Origin of the sequence: Maritimibacter sp. UBA3975 (assembly GCF_002384975.1) — a bacterium.
Classification (GTDB): domain Bacteria; phylum Pseudomonadota; class Alphaproteobacteria; order Rhodobacterales; family Rhodobacteraceae; genus Maritimibacter.
This window is the reverse complement of sequence record NZ_DGCP01000009.1, coordinates 966,954-973,664: the sequence shown is the minus strand read 5'-3', so window position 1 is coordinate 973,664 and position 6,711 is coordinate 966,954. Positions and strand designations below refer to the sequence as shown.

7 protein-coding genes are annotated in these 6,711 nt (G+C 65.3%); 5 read left to right on the top strand and 2 right to left on the bottom strand.

Annotated elements, in window-relative coordinates:
- Positions 1 to 45 precede the first annotated feature (45 nt).
- Positions 46 to 1,560: a catalase gene (locus B2585_RS09925; RefSeq protein WP_292022522.1), complete on the bottom strand. Its 1,515-nt coding sequence runs from the start codon at positions 1,558 to 1,560 to the stop codon at positions 46 to 48.
- 228 nt (positions 1,561 to 1,788) lie between these two features.
- Here B2585_RS09925 and B2585_RS09920 point away from each other — a divergent pair, with 228 nt between their 5' ends.
- The gene (locus B2585_RS09920; RefSeq protein WP_292022520.1) at positions 1,789 to 2,625 is read left to right on the top strand and encodes a formate/nitrite transporter family protein; all 837 of its coding nucleotides are present in this window, start codon (positions 1,789 to 1,791) and stop codon (positions 2,623 to 2,625) included.
- Between the two features lie 3 nt (positions 2,626 to 2,628).
- Here the strand turns inward: B2585_RS09920 and B2585_RS09915 are convergent, their stop codons facing one another.
- Complete coding sequence (locus tag B2585_RS09915; protein ID WP_292022518.1) at positions 2,629 to 2,835, bottom strand: SlyX family protein; 207 nt, start codon at positions 2,833 to 2,835, stop codon at positions 2,629 to 2,631.
- Positions 2,836 to 2,912: 77 nt separating this feature from the next.
- Here B2585_RS09915 and B2585_RS09910 point away from each other — a divergent pair, with 77 nt between their 5' ends.
- From B2585_RS09910 to hisG, 4 genes are all read left to right on the top strand, one after another.
- Positions 2,913 to 3,233 carry a hypothetical protein gene (locus tag B2585_RS09910; RefSeq protein ID WP_292022516.1) on the top strand — a complete coding sequence of 107 codons (321 nt, stop codon included), beginning with the start codon at positions 2,913 to 2,915 and terminating at the stop codon, positions 3,231 to 3,233.
- Positions 3,234 to 3,295: 62 nt separating this feature from the next.
- The gene (gene hisS, locus B2585_RS09905) at positions 3,296 to 4,855 is read left to right on the top strand and encodes a histidine--tRNA ligase (protein ID WP_292022514.1); all 1,560 of its coding nucleotides are present in this window, start codon (positions 3,296 to 3,298) and stop codon (positions 4,853 to 4,855) included.
- The gene (locus tag B2585_RS09900; RefSeq protein WP_292022512.1) at positions 4,848 to 5,942 is read left to right on the top strand and encodes an ATP phosphoribosyltransferase regulatory subunit; all 1,095 of its coding nucleotides are present in this window, start codon (positions 4,848 to 4,850) and stop codon (positions 5,940 to 5,942) included. The genes hisS and B2585_RS09900 overlap by 8 nt, the downstream gene beginning before the upstream one ends.
- Positions 5,939 to 6,637: an ATP phosphoribosyltransferase gene (hisG, locus tag B2585_RS09895; protein WP_292022510.1), complete on the top strand. Its 699-nt coding sequence runs from the start codon at positions 5,939 to 5,941 to the stop codon at positions 6,635 to 6,637. The genes B2585_RS09900 and hisG overlap by 4 nt, the downstream gene beginning before the upstream one ends.
- Positions 6,638 to 6,711 lie beyond the last annotated feature (74 nt).

Sequence of the window (6,711 nt, the reverse complement as noted above, 5' to 3'; positions counted from 1 at the left end):
ACCCCCGAGGTTTCCTGAAACGAAGAAGCGGGAGCCGGGCGGTGTCTAGCCCTCGATGCTTTCGGCAGAGGCCATACCGGGGGCTTTCGATTCGCCGCCGAGTTCGTCGCGCACCTGCTTTTCGATTTCCGCTCCGACCTCCTCGTCGATGTTCTTCCAGTAGTCGAAGGCGCGCTGGAGGACCTTTTCGCTTACGCCGTCGAGGAGGTGGCCTGTGACGTTTGTGACGAGGCGCTCGCGCGCCGCGTCGTCCATGACGTCGCGCACCAGCGCATGGGCCTGCGACCAGTCGTCGTCATCCTCGCGCAGCGTGTATGCGGACCGCATCAGGTCACCATCGGCGTGCCAGAGCCCGGCCTCCGGCACGTCGGATTGCGCGGCAGGGCCGCCATAGGAGTTGGGCGCATAGACCGGGTCGGTGACCGGGACCGTGCGTCCGTGGCCGTCCTTGGTGTAGCTGTGCGTTTCGACCTTCGGGGCGTTCACCGGGATTTCCTTGTAGTTCACGCCGAGCCGGGCCCGGTGGGCGTCGGCATAAGAGAAGCCGCGCGCCATCAGCATCTTGTCCGGCGACAGCCCGATCCCCGGCACCATGTTGTTGGGCTCGAACGCTGCCTGTTCGATCTGGGTGTGAAAGTCGGTCGGGTTGCGATCGAGCGTCATTTTCCCGACTTCGATCAGCGGGTAGTCCGCGTGCGGCCAGACCTTCGTCAGGTCGAAGGGGTTGATGTGGTAGGTCTTGGCATCCTCGTAAGGCATCACCTGAAGTTTCAGGGTCCAGCTCGGGTGGTCGCCCCCGGCGATGGCGCCGAAGAGGTCGCGGCGGTGGTAGTCGCCGTCGGCGCCCGCAAGCCGGTCGGCCTCATCCTGGCTGAGATAGGCGTTCCCGTCGCCCTGAACGGTGTGAAAGTGGAACTTGACCCAGAACCGTTCGCCCGCGGCATTGACCATCGAATAGGTGTGGCTCGAGTAGCCGTTCATCTCGCGCCAGCTGCGCGGGATGCCGCGGTCGCCCATGAGATAGGCGACCTGATGCGCGCTTTCGGGCGACAGGGTCCAGAAGTCCCACTGCATGTCGTGGTCGCGCATGTCGTTGTCGGCGCGTCGTTTCTGGCTGCGGATGAACTGCTGGAACTTCATCGGGTCGCGGACGAAGAAGACGGGCGTGTTGTTGCCCACCATGTCGAAGTTGCCGTCCTCGGTGTAGAGCTTGACCGAGAAGCCGCGCGGGTCGCGCCATGTGTCGGGGCTGCCACGCTCGCCCGCGACGGTGGAGAAGCGGACCACGAGGTCGGTCTTCGCGCCCGGCTGGAACACCTTGGCATGGGTGTATTTGGAAATGTCTCCGGTCACTTCGAAATGCCCGAAAGCGCCGCCGCCCTTGGCGTGGGGTTGGCGCTCGGGGATGCGCTCCCGGTTGAAGTTGGCCATCTGTTCGATGAGGTAGTGATCGTTCAGCACGATCGGACCATCGGGGCCCACGGTGAGGGAGTGTTCGTCACTTTGAACCGGGATGCCTGCATCGGTGGTGGTGGGGGGCGACTTTTTGCCGTTGGACATGGGAATTCCTCCGTCTTGCCTTGGCAGACGGAACGAGCCTGCGGGGCGGAAGGTTCCTGTCGGTCTCGCGGCCGTGGGGCCGGCGCGGTCGCGTGTGTCTTGCGCGGGCCCGGACGATGTGGTCAGGGCGGGGCATCCGCGTTATCCCTTTTTGTATCTGAACCAATCCGGTCGCTCCGCCGTTACCGGTGGGTAACGAAGGGAAAGCGCGTGCCAGTGCATGACCACTTGAGCAGGTCCAAGAGACCGGACGGCCATGAGCTCGGCCGACAGGAAGAACAGGAAGAAATCAAGGAAGCGAGCAAGCTCTCGCCCGTCACGATCTACGAGGTGATCCGCCTCGACGGGGAAGAGGAACTCAGCCGCAACAAGCTCTCGCTCATGTGGTCGGGGATTTCCGCGGGTCTGCTCATGAGCCTGTCCGTACTGGGCGAGGCGATTTTCCGCACCTACCTGCCCGAGAGCCCTGCAAGTTACCTGATCGAGAACCTCGGGTACTCGCTGGGGTTTCTTGTCGTGATCGTGGGGCGGATGCAGCTTTTCACCGAGAACACGATGACGACCGTCCTGCCGGTGCTGGACCGGCCCGGCTGGCGGGTGCTCGGCCAGACGGCGACGCTTTGGAGTATCGTGCTCGTCGCCAACGTCATCGGGGCTTTCGTCGTGGCGTGGTTCATCGCCTACAGCGGTGCGATCGACGACCGGTTTATGGGCGCGCTCATGCACCTGTCACGTCACGCGGTTGAAAACCCCGCGGCGCTGGGCTTTGCCAAGGGCATCCCGGCAGGCGTGCTGGTGGCGGGCATCGTGTGGATGTTGCCGCAGGCGAAGGACGCCTCCGTAATGATCATCATCATCTTCACATGGCTCATCGCGGCGGGCGATTTCACCCATATCATCGCCGGGTCGGTGGAGATGGCGCTCCTGCTGGTCACCGGCAACCTTGCGGTTCAGCCCGCCGTTTTCTCGTTCTTCCTGCCTGTTCTGGCGGGCAACGTGATCGGTGGTACCGCCATCTTCACCATGCTGATTTACGGCCAGACCCGACGCGACCGTGAGCACTAGCGTCTACCAGTGCGGGGGCTTCTGATCGGCAAGCGGCACGGTGCCGCCCGCCTCCAGCTCCTGCTCGGCAGAGCGCTCCATGAGCAGGTGGAGCCGGCGCGTCACGGTGTCGAGCGTCCGGTCCTGCCTGGCAATGACCTCGGACAGCTCGTCGACGGTCCGGGTGAGGTAGGCCACCTGTTCTTCGAGATCGGTGATGCGGTCGGTCATGTCCATCTCCCTTTGATCGGTGTCATAGCGAGAGACGCGCAGAAGCGCGACACTTTCCCGTGGCACAGGAGGTAGAGATGAGACGTGTGTTTGCAACCGTCGCAGCGATGCTGATCGCGGGGACGGCCACCGCCTATGACGGCGAGGTCTATGTGACCTGCCACCTCGATCCGAACGGCGACAACTGGCTCGCGCTGAAGGCCGCGCCCGATATCGGAGCGCAAAGGCTCGCCCGACTCGGTCCGGGCACGTTCCTTCTGACCCACGAGCCTGAGGCCGTCGGCGTGTGGCGCGAGGTCTCGGTCATCGACACGCCGGATGCGTTCTGGCCCGACGCCGGTCCTTCGGGCTGGGTTCATACCGACTATATCTGCTACGTCGACATGACGATGCGCTGACCCTCGCTTGCCCCGTGGCCGGAACCGGGATATTCCGCCCGCGAACAAGCACGGGACCGAACATGGCCAAGCAGAAGAAACAGCCCAGACCCAAGGCCGAGACGCCCAAGGGTTTTCGCGACTATTTCGGTGCGGATGTCGAGGAGCGTCGCCAGATGCTCGACGCCATCGCGGGCGTGTATCATCGCTATGGGTTCGACGCGTTGGAGTCCTCGGGCGTGGAGACCGTCGAGGCGCTGGGCAAGTTCCTGCCCGACGTGGACCGCCCGAACGAGGGTGTGTTCGCCTGGCAGGACGAGGACGACACCTGGATGGCGCTGCGCTATGACCTGACCGCGCCTTTGGCCCGTGTTTATGCGCAGCATCGAAACGACCTGCCGACGCCCTATCGCCGCTACGCGATGGGGCCGGTCTGGCGCAATGAAAAGCCGGGGCCGGGGCGCTATCGGCAGTTCTATCAATGCGACGCGGATACGGTGGGCACGGCCAGCATGGCGGCGGATGCCGAGATCTGCGCAATGCTGTCGGACGCGCTCGAAGTGGTCGGCATACCGCGCGGCGACTACGTTGTGCGGATCAACAATCGCAAGGTGCTGAACGGGGTGCTTGAGTCGATCGGCCTTAGCGAGGATTTGCTCTTAAACCCTAGGGATATGTCTGTCAGCGAAGCTGCTGAAGCGCTTTATTCCGAGATGGTTCGAAAAAATATCGAGAAGATCTCGCGTGAGGATGTCCTACGGCAAGTCGACAAGTTCGACAAAGCCGGAGAGGCTGGCGTCCGTGAATTGTTGACCGACGGGCGGCAAGACGCATCTGGAGCATTTATTGACGGGGTTGGTCTAACCGTGGAAGCCGCGGATCGGATCATCCAGTTCCTCACCTCCAAGGGCGACACCACTGCGGCGACGCTCGACAACCTTGCCGCCGCCGTGGGCGACAGCCTTAGCGGACAGGAGGGCGTGAACGAACTGCGCCAGATCGCCAACCTGCTCGCCGCCCAAGGCTACGGCCCCGAACGCATTGTTATTGACCCTTCGGTCGTGCGCGGCCTCGGCTACTACACCGGCCCGGTCTTCGAAGCCGAGCTCACCTTCGAAATCCTCGACGACAAGGGCCGCCCGCGCCAGTTTGGCTCCGTCGCCGGCGGAGGCCGCTACGACGACCTCGTCGCGCGCTTCACCGGCCAGACCGTGCCGGCCGTTGGTGTCTCGATCGGTGTCGACCGCCTGCTGGCAGCACTTCGCGAAAAGGGCCGGATGGGCGGCATCGCCCAAGGTCCCGTCGTCGTCACCGTCATGGACCGCGACCGCATGGCCGACTACCAGTCGATGGTGGCGGAACTGCGCAACGCGGGCATCCGGGCCGAGGTCTATCTGGGCAACCCCAAGAACTTCGGGAACCAGATGAAATACGCCGACCGTCGCGGGTCGCCCATCGCCGTCATTGAGGGCGGCGACGAAAAGGAAAAGGGCGTCGTCCAACTCAAGGACCTGATCCTCGGGGCCAAGATCGCCGAGAGCGCGACCTTGGAAGAGTGGAAGGACCGCCCCTCGCAAATCGAAGTTTCGCGGGCGGATCTCGTCGCCGAGGTTCGAAAAATGCTGGACGATCAGAATGCCTGAAACCCTGCCAAAGGCTGCGGTCCGGGCCGAGGCGGCGCGCCTGCTCGCCGTGTTCGAAGGCCACGGCGCCCGGACGGTCGAGACTCCCGTCCTGCAACCGGCCGAAACGCTCCTCGACCTCTATGGCGAGGATATCCGAGCCCGCGCCTACGTCACATCCGACCCGATGATGGGCGAGGCGATGCTGCGCCCCGACTTCACAGTACCCGTGGTGCAGGCCCACATGGCCGAGGGCGCCGAACCCGCCCGTTACACCTATGCGGGCGAGGTCTTTCGCAAGCAGGAGGACGACCCGGAGCGCGCGCCGGAATACATGCAGGTGGGCTACGAGGTGTTCGACCGCACCGATCCCGCCGCGTCCGACGCCGAGGTCTTCGCGATCTTCTCCGATATTCTCGCCCCCCACGGCCTGCGTGCCGCGACGGGCGACCTCGGACTGCTGCTCGCCGCCGTGCGCGGGCTGACCACGACCGAGCGGCGGCGCAACGCGCTCCTGCGCCACCTCTGGCGGCCGCGCCGGTTTCGTACCCTGCTCGACCGGTTCGCAGGCCGCGCGCCCAACCCGGAGGGCCGTAACGCGCTCGCCGATGGCGACCCCTTCGCGGGGCTCGACGCGCCCGACATCGGCCTTCGCGCGCGCGCCGAGGTCGAGGACCGGATCGCCGCGTTGCGCGAAGACATGGCCACGCCCCCGATCCCCGAAGGCGAAGTGGCGCTCCTGAACGATCTGATGTCCCTGCGTGAAACGCTCACCAACGTCGCCGAGAACCTGCGTGACCTCGCCGTCGACATGCCGTCCATCGGGGCCGCGGTCGACCGGTTCTGTGCCCGCACGGACGCGCTCGCCGCGCGGGGTGTGGACATCGAAAACCTCGACTTCGAAGGCTCCTTCGGGCGCACGACGCTGGAATATTACGACGGTTTCGTCTTCGGCTTCTACGCCGCCGCGCGCCCCGACCTGCCCCCCGTGGCAACCGGCGGGCGCTACGACGCGCTCACCCGGCAACTGGGCCGGGGGCGCGAGATTCCGGCGGTGGGCGGCGTGATCCGCCCCGAACTGCTCTTGGCGGCAGGAGGCGGCGCATGACGATCAAGCTCGGTGTGCCCTCCAAGGGCCGGCTCATGGAAAAGACCTTCGACTGGTTCGCCGAGCGCGGCATCACGCTCTCGCGCACCGGATCGGACCGCGAATACGCGGGCGCCGTGACCGGGATCGACGGTGTCGAGCTCGTGCTCTTGTCGGCGGGAGAGATCCCGCGCGAGCTCGCGACGGGGCGCATCCACCTCGGCGTGACCGGATCCGACCTCGTGCGCGAAAAGCTCGGGATGTGGGAGGAGAAGGTGCGCGAGCTTGCCCAGATGGGCTTCGGCCATGCCGACCTCGTGATCGCCGTTCCGCGTGCCTGGGTCGACGTCACCACGCTCGACGACCTCGACGCGGTCGCGGCGGCCTTTCGCCGCCACCACGGCTTCCGCCTGCGCATCGCAACCAAGTATCACCGCCTGATCCGCGACTACCTGCGCGACAACGGCGTGGCCGACTACCAACTCGTCGACAGCCAGGGCGCGACCGAAGGCACGGTGAAAAACGAAACCGCGGAAGCCATCGCAGACATCACCTCCACGGGCGAAACGCTGCGCGCGAACCACCTCAAGGTGCTGTCGGGCGGCCCCGTCCACCGGTCGCAGGCCACGCTGTTCAAAAGTCGGCAGGCCCCGTGGGACAAGGCCGAGCGCGAAACGCTCACTGCCTTGATCGCGCGCCTCGATATCGGCGACTGATCTTCTTCGGTCCTCAAATACCTCGGGGGTGCGGGGGCAGCGCCCCCGCCTCTGCCTTCGCAACCCTCCAATCC